Below are 16,200 nucleotides of genomic sequence, written 5' to 3'. Positions count from 1 at the left end.
TTTTTAAAGGCGCTGTTCATTAGCGCCTTTATTTAATTAAATCATCTCCTGCAGGGGCTGCAATATTAAACAATAAAAATAACCTATAGAATAGACTTTTTTACTTATCTACCTATAGGTCACATTTAAAATTCCCCTTATTATTAGTGTATTTTATCTAACCTACTTCATTATCCAAGTTTGCCCCACTAAACTGACTATTATAAAGATCTGCATAGAATCCATCTTGAGCTAAAAGTTCAATATGATTACCCATCTCAATAATACTTCCTTTATTCATAACTAATATGAGCTCTGCATCACGAATTGTAGAAAGTCTATGTGCAATTACAAAACTTGTTCTATTTTGCATAAGTGCTGTCATAGCGTTTTGTATATAAACCTCTGTTCTTGAATCAACATTACTCGTAGCTTCATCAAGTATCATAATAGTTGGGTTTGCAAGTATTGCCCTAGCTATTGTAAGAAGTTGCTTTTGCCCCTGTGATATATTTGAAGCTTCTTCATTTAGTATCGTATCGTATCCATCAGGAAGAGTCTTAATAAAGTGATGAGCATGAGCTGCTCGTGCTGCCTTCATAACCTCATCCTGCGTTGCTCCCTCTCTTCCATAAGCAATATTATCCCTTATAGTACCATTAAAGAGCCAAGTATCCTGAAGTACCATTCCAAACATACTACGTAGTTCTCCACGTTTTATGTCGCGTATATCCACTCCATCAACTGTAATTTTACCAGCATCTATCTCATAGAACCTCATAAGCAAGTTAACAAGTGTAGTTTTACCAGCACCCGTTGGCCCAACAATTGCAATTGTATGACCACGTTTTACATCAATGTTCATATTCGTAATAAGAGGTTCATCTAAGCTATAGCTAAAGTCAACATTTTCGAACTTAACTTCTCCCTTAGGAATATCAATTACTTTACTATTCTGGGTCTCTACAGGTTCTTCATCCTCATCTATTAATTCAAAAATACGTTCAGCTGATGCCACTGTTGATTGAATAATATTTGCAATATTTGCAGTCTGAACTATTGGCTGAGTAAACTGACTAGAGTATTGAATGAAAGCTTGAATATTACCAATAGTGATTTTTCCTTGTGTTGCTAAAAATCCACCAACAACGCAAACTACTACATAACCTATGTTACTAACAAATCTCATCATAGGCATTATTATTCCTGATATAAACTGAGCTTTCCACCCTGCATTATATAACCTGTCATTAATAGTTTCAAATTCTTTAATAGAATCTTTTTCATGTCCAAAGGATTTGACGATTTTATGTCCAGTATACATCTCTTCAACATGACCATTGAGCTCACCAATTTCTTTTTGTTGAGCAGCAAAATATTTCTGAGATCTTTTTGCTACAAAAGCTGTAACAACAATATACAGTGGCAACGTTAAAATAACCACAAGCGTCATTAGAGGACTTATTGTAAGCATCATAATGATAATTCCAAGAATTGTAACAATGGACGTAATAAGTTGAGTAAGACTTTGTTGAAGTGTTGTGGAAATGTTATCAACATCATTTGTTACACGACTTAATATCTCACCATGAGTTCTTGCATCAAAAAATTTAAGTGGTAACCTTGAAAGCTTATCTTCAACTTCCTTACGCATGTTGTAAACAGTTTTCTGTGCAACCTCAGCCATTATATATTGTTGAAGGAACCCAAAAATAGTACTTACTACATATAATCCAACTAATAGCAGAATAATATTACCAATATATGTGAAATCTATATTTCCACCATTTGCATTCATTATCTTAGCAGTTGCAGCTTTAATTTGGGCAAGTCCCTCAATTACTTTGGGACTCTTTGCTGCCATAGGATTCGCTTTTATTGCAGCATCTATCTTAGCCTGCGCAGAATTAATCTGAATTAATCCAAATTTATTCATTATACCTTCAACTAATTTATCAATTGCTTTTCCAGTAATCTTAGGTCCTACTATGGTAAAAATAGTGCTGATTATTGCAAATATAAAAACTAGAATGAAATTAGTTCTTTGGGGTTTTAAATAAGTTAAAAGCCTTTTTAATGTGCCTTTAAAGTCTTTTGCTTTAACTACAGGACCTTTGAAGGATCCCATTGGGCCCCCGCCCATGCCGCCTCCACCTGATTTGCCCGTTTTATTGTTTTCGCTCATGATATTTCCTCCTCTGAAAGCTGTGAAGATACGATTTCATGATATATCTTACAACTAGTTAAAAGTTCTTTATGAGTTCCCATTCCTGCGATTTTTCCATCATCTAAAACTATAATTCTATCTGCATCCATAACTGTTGCAACCCTTTGTGCAATAATTATTACTGTAGATTTTACCGTTTCTTTTTTAAGTGCTGAGCGTAGTTTTGCATCAGTCTTAAAATCAAGTGCAGAAAAACTATCATCAAAGATATATATTTCAGGTTTTCTAACTAGGGCCCGCGCTATAGATAGACGCTGTTTTTGTCCACCAGAAATATTTGTTCCACCTTGGGCAATAACATGCTCATATCCCTCTTTCATTCCATCAACAAAATTTGTAGCTTGTGCTATCGTAGCCGCATGCTGAATTTCCTGGGTAGTTGCATTGTCCATACCATATCTAATGTTCTCTGCAATAGTTCCTGAAAAGAGTACCGTATTTTGAGGTACGAACCCTATCTTTAATCGAAGGTTCTCCTGACTCATTTCGCGAACATCTACTCCATCAACTAATACCTGACCACTAGTTGCATCATAAAACCGTGGTATTAAGTTTATAAGAGTTGATTTACCAGAACCTGTACCACCAATAATAGCTGTTGTTTCACCAGGCTTTGTGCTAAATGATATGTTACTAATAGCTGGTTTTTCTGCTCCTGGGTAACCAAATGTTACATCTTTAAATTCAACATATCCGCTTTGTTTATTAGCTGATATTGATTTCTTTGGATCAATGATTTCTGATTCCATTTCTAATACCTCATTTATTCTTATTGCAGAAGCCTGCGCTCTTGGTATCATTATAAATACCATTGCAAGCATTAAAAAACCAAATAAAATTTGCATTCCGTATTGTATAAATGCTATTAATGCACCAACTTCCATACTACTAGCATCTATCCTTTTAGCACCGAACCATATAATAGCAACTGTTGTTATATTCATAATCAACATCATTATTGGCAATAAAAAAGCCATGATTTTATTTACTTTTATAGCATTATCCATAAGATCAGCATTAGCATCATCAAATCTTATTTTTTCTGTATCTATACGGTTAAATGCACGTACAACTCTAATACCAGTAAGTCCTTCACGTAATACAAGATTTAATTTGTCTAATTTCACTTGCATAACTTTAAATAATGGCATAGCAAATTTAAGAGTTATTCCAATTATAATTCCAAGTAGCGGAATTACAACTGCAAAAATCCAAGTTAGTTGTACGTCCTGTCTTAAAGCCATAACAATGCCACCTATGGCAGTTAACGGTGCGAACAGCATAATAGAAAAGATCATAACAGTTGCTGTTTGAACCTGAACAACGTCATTTGTAGTCCTTGTTATAAGGGTAGCAGTCCCAATCTTATCAAACTCATGTAGGGAGAATCCTTCAACTTTAGCAAACAATTTATTTCTAATTATCCTACCTAGTCCTACAGCAGTTCTTGACGAAAAAAATGCAGCTACGATTGAACAAATAACCCCTCCTGCTGAGATTATTAGCATAAGTCCACCTATTCTAATAATATAATCTGTCCCCTTATACTTTCCACTAAAGCCTAAAAATGAAATAGTTTGAACTACATCCTGATGCACTATACCTTTATCAACTATATCCGCCATTAATGTTGGCAAATATAAGTTCGCAAGCACTTGAGTGAAAATTAATAATACTATTGCTAATATCTGCAATTTGTACTGTTTTAGAAACCTAAATAACTTAATCAAAAATATCATCCCCATTTTTTGTTATTACATTATTATTTTTTTATTTTAAATAATAAATCACTTAACTAATTATCCTATTAGAATAATCTTATTACTTCATCTAATTTTTCTTAATCTTATTTTTCTTGATCACTTAAAAGCTTCTTAAGTGTATCTAAGCCCACAAATATTTTATGAATTTCCTCTGCATTTCCCTTACTCATTACATTTGCTAGATTTTTTTCAAATTGTCCATGAAAAGTTTTATGCATCTCTTTAAAGTTTGGTGATATACTCACGTAAACTACTCTTTTATCATCTTCGCTTCTTTCGCGTACTACCATTTCCTGTTTCTCAAGCCTATCAATAATTCCAGAGACTGTACTATTAGATAGGCAAAGCTCATTGCTAAGTTCTGTTATCTTTAGCTTCTTTCTTTTACTTAAAATCCCCAGTACCATGCCTTGAGGTGCTGACATACCTGTATCACATAGCACTTTGGACATGCTATGTTTAAATAACTGCATAACCTCTTGAAAAAGTTTTGCAACTTCTATACTTTCATTTATTGTTTCCACTTTATCACCACCTTGAAATGTATTTCGCATGCGATTGTTTCGTGTACGTATATTTCGTCTACGAAGTATATTGTAATCCCATATTTATTTTATGTCAATATATATTTAAAAAACAATTTGGAACATGTTAAGGTGTGTCCATCAAAGGGTTTATAGCTACATCTTGTAAACTATTTCAGGGTTTTAACAACATTAATAAAGAACATAAAATCTATTTAAATATATCCATAACGGTAAAAAATACAAGACATGTTACAATATGATATAATATTATAATGAGTGATTAAAATTCTATAATTTTACGATAAAAATAATCGGAGGTAATTTAATGGAAAAATCAAAAGTATATTTTACAAACTTAAGGACAAAACCAGGATATAATTTACTAGATAAACTTCAGAAACTTGTAACCCAGGCAGGTATTAAAAATATTGATTTTAACGATAAATTTGTAGCTATAAAAATTCATTTTGGAGAACCAGGAAATCTTTCCTACATAAGGCCAAACTATGCTGCAAGTATTGTTAAACTTATAAAAGAACTCGGTGGTAAGCCATTCCTTACTGATGCAAATACTTTATACTCAGGAAGACGACATAATGCTGTAGACCATATTGAATCCGCCATGGAAAATGGTTTTAATCCGATGTCTGTTGGATGCAACGTAATTATAGCAGATGGGTTAAAGGGTGGAGATTATAGAGAAATTCCAATCAACCAAAAACATTGCAAAACTGCTAAAATAGGTTCAGCTATCGCAGATTCAGATATAGTTATTTCTATGACTCACTTTAAAGGTCATGAAATGACTGGCTTTGGTGGAGCATTAAAAAACCTAGGTATGGGATCAGGCTCCGTTGGAGGAAAACTTGAAATGCATTCTGCGTCAAAACCTTTTATGAAACATAGTAAATGCGTAAGCTGTGGTCAATGTGTTAAACATTGTTTGCATGAAGCAATTACGTTTAATGAAGACAAAAAAGCAACCATAGATTATGATAAATGCGTAGGATGTGGTCAATGCGTTGCTGTCTGTCACTACGGATCAGCAACAATAAAATGGAATGAATCTGCAGACAGTGCTAACGAAAAAATTGCAGAATACACCTATGCAGTTATTAAAGATAAACCACATTTTCATATTAGCTTCATTATGAATGTTTCACCTAACTGTGATTGTTCTCCAGAAAATGATGTATCAATTATTCCAGATATAGGTATTGCTGCATCCTTTGATCCAATAGCTTTAGATCAAGCCTGCGTTGATATGGTTAATAGTGCAACTGCATTACATGGTTGCGAGCTTTCAGATAACCATTATCATGAGGGAGACGATAAGTTTACGAATATTCATCCTGATACAAATTGGAAGGTTGGAATTGACCATGCAAAAGCAATCGGATTTGGTACTGATGAATATGAAATAGTAACAGTTAAATAATACTTTACAATTAAATAGAAAGAACCCCAAAGTTTATAAACTTTTGGTGTTCTTTCTATTTATATACTTACAGAAGCGGGAGACTTTCCCTCTGAAATGTAGTTAAATTGTAAAATCCTCTAATACTCAACATTTCTTAAGGATAATCCTTTTGTTTTAGCCATCAATGTATATTTTGACTCTGTTTTTTCATTTAACAATGTTTCTATATCCTCTACCATAAGTTTTCCTTCGCCTATATCTATAAGACTTGCTATAACAATTCTTAACATATTCCACAAAAATTGATTACCATTAATCTCTATTTCAACTAAACCCTTATCTTCTGTTATATTTATGTACTTAATAGTTTCAACAGTAGACTTAGTATTAGTAGCCACAGTTGCAAACCCTTGAAAATCATGAGTTCCAACTAAATGTTGCGCTGCAACTCTCATTTCATCTAAATCAAGATTAAGCTCAGAGTGATAGACATATTTTCTGTTAAACACACTTCTTAAGTCATTATTATTTATCTTATAAACATAAGTTATTGATTTTATATTATATCCAGCAGAAAACTTTTCACTGGCTTCAACTATTGATTTTACCGCTATATCCCTTGGTAAAAATTCACACAAGTAATCCATTATAACGTCTATACTTAGATCATTATCAATATGGAAATTCGCCACATAATTTTCAGCATGAACTCCAACATCAGTTCGATGGCAACCTACAACCTCTATGGATTCTCCTGCCATTTTAGATAATACGCTTTGCACTTTCCCTTGCACTGTCAAATCATTATCTTCTTGTTTTTGCCATCCTTTATATCTACTTCCATCATACTCTAATATCATCTTCAAATTTCTCATATATTTATCCGCCTTTAATTTGTTTAATTATTCACCAATTAATTCACTTAAAAACCATCTTAATTATATCTTCCATAATAACACACATCCATTACATTTTGTTTACAATAAACCTTAACCCCTCTAAATTAACTATATACCTTTTAAATCTGTTATACTAAAACTATAAATAATTAATAACATTTTTAGGGGGATAATAATGATTACAATATTAGGCTTTACGGCTGCAATTTTTACAACACTTTCCTTTTTACCACAGGCAATTAAAGTAATAAAAACTAAAAACACATCAGGAATTTCATTAAGCATGTACCTGATGTTTACTATAGGAGTTTTTCTATGGTTTATTTACGGAATTTACACAAAACAAACATCCATAGCCCTAGCAAATGGTATAACACTTATCTTCGCATTAATAATTTTAAAACACACCATAGATGATTTAAAAAAGAATAAAGAATAAAATTCTCATAAGACTGCCAGAAAGGCAGTCTAACGAACCCGAGACAGGACGTCGAGTGTGAGCGACAGAGAATTTTATATTTACAAAAGATTAGAATTCCTTAATATAATTTCACACTTTGAGCTCATGTTGCAAGTCCCCCAGGAGAATCTCTATACTTAATATATTGGTTCATGACTATTCGCAGAAAATCCATCAACCATTACATCTAATCTTTCCTGCGTATCCTCTATTATCTCTACAGGTTTTAGTTTTTTTATAGTTCCAATAGGTTCTTTTAATGAAAGTTTATCCCCACGTCCTGATATAACCCATAATATTTTATAACCTTTTGGAATTTCATCTAATTTCTCTTCGCCTTTTCCATCTGTAAAGTATATCAATACATTGGTATCCGTATTATTCACATAATTAATAACCGGTGTAAATTTTGTACCACCACGACTACTAGAACGCTTCCTTATACTATTAATTGATTTTACTTTATATACCTGTCTTATCTGAGTGTCACATTCAATGAAAGTTATTTCATGTTTATAAGTTTTTACAATATTAAAAACTTCCTTTATTGCTCCCTCAAACTCCTCATCACTTATACTACCACTTGTATCTATAGCTAAAGCAATTCTAGCTGTATGTCCCCTAAGTTCTCCTCGTAAATCTAATCTGTTAGGTTGACGTCTACTTCTCCTTGCTACAGTCTTTTTTTTATCACTTTCTAAAGTTCCCATTATCTTTTTTAAATATAGATTCCAAGGAATTTCGCCCTTTTCATTCTTAAGTCCCTTGAGAACTCCCTCAAGATAAAGAGGAACTTTCCCTTTCTCTGCAATTGATACAAATTTTTGAGTGAAATTTTCAATAGTTTCATCATCTACTTCTATGGATTCTTCCCATAAATCATGAGTTTTACTTGCATCATATTCTTTTTGTACAAGTTTCTCCTTAGAGACATCTTCTTCATCCTCGTCCTCTTGCTCCAGTAAGTTTAAGGCTTCTTGAATCTCATGAGCATAATACTCCATAGTCATATAAGTTTCTAACTTTATATTATATTTAAGATTTATCCCATCTATTGTTATAGCATATGGTGGTAGATAATCTAAATACTGATTAACCACTATATCCATTGCCATATTAATAGCTAAAGTACTATATTTTGTTCTAAGACCCTTAGCGCGATTTAAGTGAGAAGATAATATGTGATAAATCTCGTGTTTAATAGTACTCTTCATTTGATTTCCTGTAAGATTTAAGAAAATATAAGGATTAAAATAAATAACATACTTAGATAATTTAAAATTCACAGCCGTTGGCGATCCTAAATCATATTTTACTTCTCTAGACATTTGAAGTAGAAAATATCCATAAAAGTTATCATTATCATCTATCAACATAAAATTAACCATTGTAATGAGTTTCATAAAATCTTGCGCAAAATTATTTGGCATGTCTTTTATACTTTTCACATTAGAAATTTCATCATAAAGCTCACTTTTAAGATTTTCAAAATTGTTTCCCATAATTTCACCTAGCCTTTTATTTCATTATAGGCTTTAAAATACATTTCAATGAAAGCATCATTATCCAAACATAATTTATAAACACTATTATTACTTTCTTTAATATCTTGCATAATACCTATCCCCAAATCCACAGGGTAACACTCTATAAACTCTACAAATCTGCTTATATCCTTATCTGCAATTTCTTTCTTTCCTAATATATCTAAAATATTTTTTGATATTAAATATAATCTAGTATGACTTTCCTTTTTAACCGTTTCAATTATCTCTTTTGATAATACATCTCCATTAAACACATCATCATAATTAATCAGGGGTTTATTATCCTCCTGCGTAAAGGACATAAACTCATGAGCTATTCTATTGCCTATATTACCTTTTAATATATTTAAAAATATTTTTTTGGATATTGTATCCTTATTTTCTCTATAAATCTTATAACTTTTAGAAACCCGTTCATAACTTCTAGGTGTAGCTTTAGTCTGCTCACCTTCCTGAGCGCTAAGTAAATATTCTGGGAAAGTAGATATAAACTCTATAACCTTTTGTTCCAAATTATTTTCAATAGCCCAAGAAATCCAAGTTAATGAATCATATTTCATATGGAGCAAAACAAACCTGTTTTCTTGCGCTGCATCCATATCAACTACCTGGTAATCATAATCTTCTCCGTATTTACTAGAAGGATTCATTGCAGCAAGTATTTTCACTTTCCCATCTAACTTATATCCATTTATCTCTCTATTTAATATAAGATTCATAAGTTCCTGTTGCACTGTATGCTCACAACGATTTATTTCATCAATAAACAAAAAAACTTCTTTACCATCATTTATGAGACTATCTATTTCCTGCAATTTTGTGTGAACCGCATAAACAGTATTTTTTCCACGTACGTTCTTACCACTGGCATCTTTAAAACTGTAATCCTCAACTGTTGGGAGACCACCTATTTCTCCTTCTTTCAAAAGATTTCCATCTATAATAACAAGGCTCCAGCCTTTTACCTTTGCAAGTGTTTTAGCTAATGCAGTTTTGCCTATACCACTCTCACCTACTACTAGTGGCACTTCATTCGTTTGTATAACAAGGTCGACGCTTTGCATAGTATCTTTAAAATTCATAATTCATCCCTTCTAACATCATATTCAGATTTTTTAAGTTCTAGTTTTTCATAATATTTAGTTTTTCATCTACTGCTATTCTTTTGCAGGCTTTACTACCATACTTATAAATAAAAATTATTTTGTCCATAGATATATTACCCTGTTTTTTATTTATGCTTTCACAATTTATAAAATCCCTTACATATTTTTCAGGTGTTTCTTCTTTCGATAATACTTCTTTTAAAACTTCTTCTACAACATCCAATGGAAGGCCTTCTGCAAAATATTTTATTACCAAAACATTATGTTTTAAAAACAATATTTTTTTATTTTCATCTATATTAATTATTAACCTTATTGCGGCTTCACTTTCCTTTATTGCCATTATTTCAGCGTCTAAGGTTGCATTTTCTATGTATCTTAAAGCATTATAGTTTTTACCTATTGCCAAAAATTGCACTTCTTCAATTGGGTCTTTTATGAATTTTATAGAATCATAATCTTTTTCTACAGCTAATTTTTGAACGAGTGGACTTGGGTTTTTAGCATACTTTATTGCATAACCCTTTTGAACTATACCTATTTTTATAAGTTCTTCACTAGGATTTTTAATAAACTCCAAATTATTCCATGATTTTAATACAACATATCTTTTCATTTCATTCGTAGGATTCTCTATAAACTCAATTGCCCTAGAATTACTTTTGATTGCAAGCTCCAGCATTTCAGCTGTAGGATTTTTTATATAACGTAACATTGTCCCATCTTTTTTTATAGCCATAAGTTTCATTTCATCACTAGGATTATCAATATTTTTTATTACAATCGGGTTATTCTCTATCATCTTAATGGCCTTTTCTTCTCCCATATAACTCACCTCCATATTTGTCATCACTTTGTATTTTATAGATACGTTAATAAATACGTTACTAATTTATACTAATTATACCATAAAAAACAGTCCATAATTTTTAACGCAATAAAAAAGAGATATTTCTATCTCTTTTATAAATCACTCAATATTTAAAAATTTAATCCAAAATACCGTTGCCCTAATTTTTACACCTATCTTTATGATAGGTGGGTGTCCTCAGGGATGTTTAACAGTCCTTGCCAGTTTAACACTGGGCTTATAAGCCAAATCTACACCTCGATCTTGAACTCCCGTATAAATATTGTAGGTTGAAAATAAGAGCTTCACGAATATCTCAGAAATAACAATTAGAAACTTTTGGACACGTTTAATTACTTTAAATTGTTAACTTTCTGTTATCTTGTGTTAACTTTATTATATCAGATATAAAATAAAATTCAATAGCAATATATGTATTTCTATAAATTAATTATCCACATAATTTTGCACATAATTTTATTTTGCACATAATTTTGGGGACGGTTAACAACTAATCAGCTATAGCTTTCATCTCTTATCTCTTTTTCTTTTCTTTGGGACAGTTAACAACTATCTCAACTATTTGAACTATTTGAACCTGTCACTTATAAAGTTGAATACCATCTGACTAGATAGGTAATAATTTAGAAAAATATAACAAAGAGGTGATTTATTATGCCAAGAATGGCAAGGGTAAAAACAACTGAATCGATATTTCATATTATATCCAAAAGTATTAGTGAAATAATTTTATTTAGAGATGCTTCGGATAAGCAGAAATACTTATTTCTTATAAAAAAATATAAAACTCTCTATAATTTTAAAATTTACGGGTACTGCCTTATGGATAACCATGCACACCTTATTATTGATGCTAATGGCTCAGATATATCAAAGGTAATGCATGGAATAAATTTTTCTTATGCAATGTATTTTAATAAGAAATATGAAAGAGATGGCCATCTTTTCAAAGATAGGTTTACTAGTAAAATAGTTGATAGTGAAAAGTATTTAAAAACATTATCACTGTATATGCACAATAACCCTAGGTCTATAGTTGAATATAGAACTTGTCCTGATGAATACGCATTTTCTAGTTTGGGATTATTTTTAGGAAAAAGGCATAACCATCTCAACTTAGTTGATTTTGAATACATTATGAAACTCTTTGGTAATAACCTTAAAACCGCTAGGAGTAACTATTATGACCTTATTTACCCCTATAGCACAGAAAATTTAGAGCAAGGAAATTTAGAACAAGACATTGAATTTGAAGATGGGAAAACAGAATATAGAAGTGAAAGAAGACTGCTTGTAAGGAATATTAAACCAGAAGACATAGTAGAATTTATAGCGCAAGAAATGAACATTTCAAAATTTCATATTCACATGAAATTTTGCAGAAATCTTGTGAATGCCAAAGCTTTAGTAGTTGTTCTAATGAGGAGCCTGTGCAATTTTAAATCTAGCGATATAACTAGTGCACTAGGGAACATTACGCAGGCCAGAGTATCCAAATTAAGCACTATTGGTATAAATCTAATTGGAACAGACACTAAATATGAAAATATAATTCAGGATTTCCTTAAATGCTATGTTTAAAATCAACTATTTAACCCATTACTAAAAAAAATCCACTTACTAATAAAGATTTTTTTATTAATTAAGAAATTGGACAAGCACTTATTTTATAATATTTCATTGATGTAACCATGTAAGTAATATAAAATAATGATTAATAAAAATCTATTTAATCAAAAAGATACAAGTTTTCAGAGAAAACTTGTACCAAGATAAAGGTTAACAGATTGTTAACCGTCCCACTCTTATTCTTTTTTTGTTTATTGTTGTTACACCATTTTTTTGAAAGCGACATGAAGTTCATGAAGCGCCCTAGTTGCCATAACATATCTAAGTTTATCTTCTTGCATATACTCACTGCGCAAGTCATCTGATTTAGCTTCGCCCATTTCGCTTTGCTTATTTAACACCATTATAACCGCGTCAAATTCAAGTCCCTTTGCAAAATACGATGGAAGAACAACAATTCCGCTATGATAAACCGCATTCTCTTCATTTATAATTCTAATATTTGTGTTTTCATTAATTAATTCATACATTTCTTGTGTTTCTTTTATATCTTTGCATATAATTGCAATATTTTCATAAGTCTTACCTTTAAAGTATTCAATCTTTTCAAATATGAATTTTTTAAGTTCACCCTTATCTGTAATTAATTTTTCCGTTACCACCTCACCGTTTCTTACTATAGGTATAATAGGTTCATCATGCAAATATTTATTAGCATACTCCATAATTTCCCTTGTTGATCTATAACTCGTATTTAATTTAAACTCCTGTACATTACAACGTGGAAGTATGTTTTTTATATCATGCATTGGTAATTTTCCCTCAAAAGGTATTAACCTTTGATTGCTATCTCCAACTATAGTTAGTGAAGTACATTTTGTTAATTCCTTTATAACCCAAAATTGAAGACTACTATAGTCTTGCGCTTCATCTATAACTACATGTTTTATTTCCTGAGGCATTTTAATACCTTCTAACTTAATTTTAAGGTACAATATACCTCCTAAATCATTTTCAGTTAATTGTTTATAACCGTTTATTTTGTTATACAAATCAACACAGTTACCATTTTCAATCCAAGTAAGTTTACTTTTTAGTTCTATCACTTCTTTGATAACTTCTCTAATTTTAAGTCTTCTATTAAAATCTAAATCATTTACTTTATAATCCTGCTCATCATCAGACAGTGCGGCTACTGCTTTTGCATATTCTTTTTGTATAAATCTTACTTTTTCATCTCTAGCCTCACTTATTTTCAAATAAATAATTCTTTTAATTTTCATACTTCTTCTAAATAAAGGCATAGTTTTATAATGAATAGTGAACATATCACTTATATCTTTTTTAGATAGTACAAGTTCGTCCATAAAATATAAATTTTCAATCTCAAAGTATTCATTATCTAGTTTTTCTATTTCCTGGTCAAGGAAGTCTTTATACATATCAGAATTTTTATACATAATATCCTTTGTAAATTCTTCCTCGCCACCAAGTACTTTCTCCATGTATTCTTTTAAACTCATTACTTCATTTAACTCTAAAATATCAAAAGCAAAATCTCTAAACGTTGTTTGCTTAACTCCTGACTCTCCAAGGCTTGGTAACACTGATGATATGTATTCCATAAATACATTATTAGGTCCTAATATCAAAACCTTATCTTCAAGTATTTTCCTATAATTATAAAGTAAATATGCTACCCTATGAAGTGCTATAGTAGTTTTCCCACTACCAGCAACACCATCAACTACAATAGTTTGTAGTCTTGGTTGTCTTATTAAATCATCTTGTTCCTTTTGTATTGTCATTATTATATCTTTTAGTTTTTCTCCTGCATTGCTACTAAGCACCATTTGAAGTATTTCATCTTTTACGTCAAGTGCTGAATCAAACATGCCCATAAGCTTTTCTTTTTTAATAATAAACTGTCTTTTACCTAAAATGTTAACTAATATTTTATCTTTAGGAGCATCATAAAAAGCATCGCCTAAAGAACCAGTATAAAATAAAGACGCAACTGGGGCTCTCCAATCTACTATTAATGGTTCATAGGTATTATCTGGAGTTACTCCAAATCTACCTACATACATTTCATTAATGCCATAGTCTTCTTCTGAAAAGTCAATTCTCCCAAAATATGGAGAGCTCTTAAGCGCAGTTAGTTCCTTAAGTCTTTTATCAATAGTTTTAAAAGCTTCTTCTTTTACGTATATCTCGTGATCAAAATATTCTATAACCATGTCTTCATCATCTCTATAGTCTTCAATAACTTTTTTCCTATAATCTAAAATATATTTTGTGATTTCTTTTCTTTTTTCAATATATTTTAAGATTTCTTCACTAATAATTTCACAAGCGACCTTTAAGTGTTCTTTTTCTATATTAAATTCAATTTGCTTTTTTAATTCTACCTCTATAAGTTTAGAATCAATATCATTTTCATTATTATTCAAAACCATCACCCCATTTTATTTGTTATATTTCCTCATACGATAAATATTAAAGGTAATAACAATTCCACATGTTATTTATTTAAATTTTATTAACTTCTTATGTCTAAAATATTTCATGCCATCCAATTAAATCAACAATGCCAAGACCTGGTGAATCACTAATAGATATAGTATTTCCTACGATGTTTGCCCCACCAATTACTGCCTCCTCTTCAAAAAGTAGCATAGTGTCTAGATCCGCTTTAATCATATTTGATTTTGATGCTGCAAAACTGGCTGCTGCTGTTATTCCTATTCTACTCTCTAGCATACAACCCATCATGCACCTTATACCCATATTTTCTGCCATATTATATATCTTTATTGCGTTATTTATGCCTCCACACTTCATAAGTTTTATACTTATAAGGTCCGCTGCTCTTCTTTCAATTATTTTAAAAGCATCCGATGGTCCAAAAACTGCCTCATCTGCAAGGATTTTCGTTTCAACGTTGTCAGTAACATACTTAAGACCATCTATATCCCAAGCATTAACTGGTTGCTCAACAAACTCAATATCAAGACCCATATCTTCAAATTTTCTAATGATACTTACAGCTTCCTTTGGTCTCCAACCTTGGTTAGCATCTACTCTGATTTTTATTCCTCGCCTTACTGCTTTTCTTACTGCTTTAACCCTTTCTATATCAAGATCTATATGATTTCCAACTTTCACTTTTAAAAATGTATAACCAGCCATAACAGCCTCTAATGATTTTGTTACCATTTGTTCCACCGTATCATTTGCTATTGTAAGATCTGTAGTTAATGAAGTTTTATATCCGCCCAAAAATTTATAAAGTGGAACTCCATATTTTTTGCAAAGCAAATCATAAATAGCAACATCAATAGCAGCTTTCGCGCTATTATTTGCGTGCATAGAATTATGAATTACTTTCATAATTTCTTCAAGATTATCAATGTCTAAACCTATAATTTCAGGTTTAATATAATTTATTGCTCCAATAATGGAATTTTCAGTTTCCCCTGTTATGGAAGGCGTTGGAGCCGCACTACCATATCCAACTTCCCCCGTATCTGAAATCATCTTTATAACTATTTCATCGGAGAAAGTAAGGATCCTCTTGCCTACTCTATATGGTTGTTTTAAAGCAGTACTCATTTTCCCAATTTTTATATCTTGTATTTTCATAATTATCCCCCACTAAAGTTTTATATTTATTATAGTATATACATTTTTTTATAAATTATTAATAGCCTAATATTGCATTATACATCTACATCTATTTTAATTCTATAGTTTTATAAATTTAAACTAAATGCAGCTCCGTAGGAGATAATTTAACTGCTTTAAAACACTAAAACCTACATCTTGGTTT

General features: G+C 31.1%; 12 protein-coding genes and 1 other RNA gene. 3 read left to right on the top strand and 10 right to left on the bottom strand.

Features of this window, described 5'->3' with window-relative positions; all coding sequences use genetic code 11:
• Window positions 1-157: 157 nt before the first annotated feature.
• From ACREVX_RS04955 to ACREVX_RS04945, 3 genes are all read right to left on the bottom strand, one after another.
• Window positions 158-2,164, bottom strand: a complete 2,007-nt coding sequence (locus tag ACREVX_RS04955) for an ABC transporter ATP-binding protein (protein ID WP_431543057.1) — start codon at window positions 2,162-2,164, stop codon at window positions 158-160.
• Window positions 2,161-3,936, bottom strand: coding sequence for an ABC transporter ATP-binding protein (locus ACREVX_RS04950; RefSeq protein WP_431543056.1), 1,776 nt, complete (start codon window positions 3,934-3,936; stop codon window positions 2,161-2,163). Before ACREVX_RS04950 ends, ACREVX_RS04955 begins: the two co-directional genes overlap by 4 nt.
• Window positions 3,937-4,052: 116 nt before the next feature.
• Window positions 4,053-4,493, bottom strand: a complete 441-nt coding sequence (locus ACREVX_RS04945) for a MarR family winged helix-turn-helix transcriptional regulator (protein ID WP_431543055.1) — start codon at window positions 4,491-4,493, stop codon at window positions 4,053-4,055.
• A gap of 328 nt (window positions 4,494-4,821) precedes the next feature.
• On the opposite strand from ACREVX_RS04945, the gene ACREVX_RS04940 reads away from it, so the two are divergent.
• Window positions 4,822-5,934 (top strand): DUF362 domain-containing protein, encoded by a 1,113-nt coding sequence (locus tag ACREVX_RS04940; protein ID WP_431543054.1) that lies wholly within the window; start codon window positions 4,822-4,824, stop codon window positions 5,932-5,934.
• Between the two features lie 119 nt (window positions 5,935-6,053).
• Here the strand turns inward: ACREVX_RS04940 and truA are convergent, their stop codons facing one another.
• Window positions 6,054-6,791 (bottom strand): tRNA pseudouridine(38-40) synthase TruA, encoded by a 738-nt coding sequence (truA, locus tag ACREVX_RS04935; protein ID WP_431543053.1) that lies wholly within the window; start codon window positions 6,789-6,791, stop codon window positions 6,054-6,056.
• Window positions 6,792-6,990: 199 nt separating this feature from the next.
• Between truA and ACREVX_RS04930 the strand changes: the two genes are divergently transcribed.
• Window positions 6,991-7,254, top strand: a complete 264-nt coding sequence (locus ACREVX_RS04930) for a SemiSWEET transporter (protein ID WP_431543052.1) — start codon at window positions 6,991-6,993, stop codon at window positions 7,252-7,254.
• 158 nt (window positions 7,255-7,412) lie between these two features.
• Here the strand turns inward: ACREVX_RS04930 and ACREVX_RS04925 are convergent, their stop codons facing one another.
• The 4 genes from ACREVX_RS04925 to ssrS all read right to left on the bottom strand — a co-directional run bounded on the left by ACREVX_RS04925 (window position 7,413) and on the right by ssrS (window position 11,104).
• A complete protein-coding gene (locus tag ACREVX_RS04925) occupies window positions 7,413-8,777 on the bottom strand; it encodes a vWA domain-containing protein (RefSeq protein WP_431543051.1) in 1,365 nt (454 codons plus the stop codon).
• Window positions 8,778-8,785: 8 nt separating this feature from the next.
• Window positions 8,786-9,904 (bottom strand): ATP-binding protein, encoded by a 1,119-nt coding sequence (locus tag ACREVX_RS04920; protein ID WP_431543050.1) that lies wholly within the window; start codon window positions 9,902-9,904, stop codon window positions 8,786-8,788.
• 40 nt (window positions 9,905-9,944) lie between these two features.
• Window positions 9,945-10,754 (bottom strand): hypothetical protein, encoded by an 810-nt coding sequence (locus ACREVX_RS04915; protein ID WP_431543049.1) that lies wholly within the window; start codon window positions 10,752-10,754, stop codon window positions 9,945-9,947.
• Between the two features lie 161 nt (window positions 10,755-10,915).
• Window positions 10,916-11,104, bottom strand: a non-coding RNA gene (ssrS, locus tag ACREVX_RS04910) — 6S RNA.
• Between the two features lie 349 nt (window positions 11,105-11,453).
• On the opposite strand from ssrS, the gene ACREVX_RS04905 reads away from it, so the two are divergent.
• Complete coding sequence (locus ACREVX_RS04905; RefSeq protein WP_431543048.1) at window positions 11,454-12,380, top strand: transposase; 927 nt, start codon at window positions 11,454-11,456, stop codon at window positions 12,378-12,380.
• A 248-nt stretch (window positions 12,381-12,628) separates the two neighbouring features.
• On the opposite strand, the gene ACREVX_RS04900 is transcribed toward ACREVX_RS04905, so the two are convergent.
• The gene (locus ACREVX_RS04900) at window positions 12,629-14,827 is read right to left on the bottom strand and encodes a HelD family protein (RefSeq protein ID WP_431543047.1); all 2,199 of its coding nucleotides are present in this window, start codon (window positions 14,825-14,827) and stop codon (window positions 12,629-12,631) included.
• A gap of 97 nt (window positions 14,828-14,924) precedes the next feature.
• Window positions 14,925-16,013 carry a dipeptide epimerase gene (locus ACREVX_RS04895; RefSeq protein ID WP_431543046.1) on the bottom strand — a complete coding sequence of 363 codons (1,089 nt, stop codon included), beginning with the start codon at window positions 16,011-16,013 and terminating at the stop codon, window positions 14,925-14,927.
• Window positions 16,014-16,200: the final 187 nt, after the last annotated feature.

Origin of the sequence: Clostridium sp., assembly GCF_050717545.1 — a bacterium.
GTDB lineage: Bacteria > Bacillota > Clostridia > Clostridiales > Clostridiaceae > Clostridium_AD.
Note: the sequence above shows the minus strand (reverse complement) of the source record. Positions and strands in the feature narration are given on the sequence as shown.

What these genes read in the sequence shown, in the direction of transcription:
- ACREVX_RS04920 (WP_431543050.1), bottom strand. Translation starts at nt 9,904, where the DNA reads ATGAATTTTAAAGATACTATGCAAAGCGTCGACCTTGTTATACAAACG.
- truA (WP_431543053.1), bottom strand. Translation starts at nt 6,791, where the DNA reads ATGAGAAATTTGAAGATGATATTAGAGTATGATGGAAGTAGATATAAA.
- ACREVX_RS04895 (WP_431543046.1), bottom strand. Translation starts at nt 16,013, where the DNA reads ATGAAAATACAAGATATAAAAATTGGGAAAATGAGTACTGCTTTAAAA.
- ACREVX_RS04905 (WP_431543048.1), top strand. Translation starts at nt 11,454, where the DNA reads ATGCCAAGAATGGCAAGGGTAAAAACAACTGAATCGATATTTCATATT.
- ACREVX_RS04915 (WP_431543049.1), bottom strand. Translation starts at nt 10,754, where the DNA reads ATGGGAGAAGAAAAGGCCATTAAGATGATAGAGAATAACCCGATTGTA.
- ACREVX_RS04955 (WP_431543057.1), bottom strand. Translation starts at nt 2,164, where the DNA reads ATGAGCGAAAACAATAAAACGGGCAAATCAGGTGGAGGCGGCATGGGC.
- ACREVX_RS04900 (WP_431543047.1), bottom strand. Translation starts at nt 14,827, where the DNA reads ATGGTTTTGAATAATAATGAAAATGATATTGATTCTAAACTTATAGAG.
- ACREVX_RS04940 (WP_431543054.1), top strand. Translation starts at nt 4,822, where the DNA reads ATGGAAAAATCAAAAGTATATTTTACAAACTTAAGGACAAAACCAGGA.
- ACREVX_RS04925 (WP_431543051.1), bottom strand. Translation starts at nt 8,777, where the DNA reads ATGGGAAACAATTTTGAAAATCTTAAAAGTGAGCTTTATGATGAAATT.
- ACREVX_RS04930 (WP_431543052.1), top strand. Translation starts at nt 6,991, where the DNA reads ATGATTACAATATTAGGCTTTACGGCTGCAATTTTTACAACACTTTCC.